1 rRNA gene is annotated in these 201 nt (G+C 46.3%); it reads left to right on the top strand.

What is annotated here, in order from left to right:
* Positions 1 to 91: 91 nt before the first annotated feature.
* Positions 92 to 201: ribosomal RNA gene (locus PGC35_RS22230) — 23S ribosomal RNA — on the top strand; the annotation flags it as partial.

Genomic DNA, 201 nt, shown 5'->3' with positions numbered 1-201 from the left:
GTGATTATTTTTTGTGTAGTACTTTTAACTACTATTTTTGAGGGTTTCAAGACACGAGCAGTTAATGCGCCGTGGATTGGAAGCCGAATTAGGTTAAGTTAATAAGGGCGCACGGTGAATGCCTTGGCACTAGGAGCCGAAGAAGGACGGCACTAACACCGATATGCTCCGGGGAGCTGTAAGTGAGCTTTGATCCGGAGA

Origin of the sequence: Psychrobacillus sp. PGGUH221, from assembly GCF_042055255.1 — a bacterium.
GTDB lineage: Bacteria > Bacillota > Bacilli > Bacillales_A > Planococcaceae > Psychrobacillus.
The sequence above is the reverse complement of the archived record's forward strand: the minus strand, read 5'-3'. Positions and strand labels throughout refer to the sequence as shown.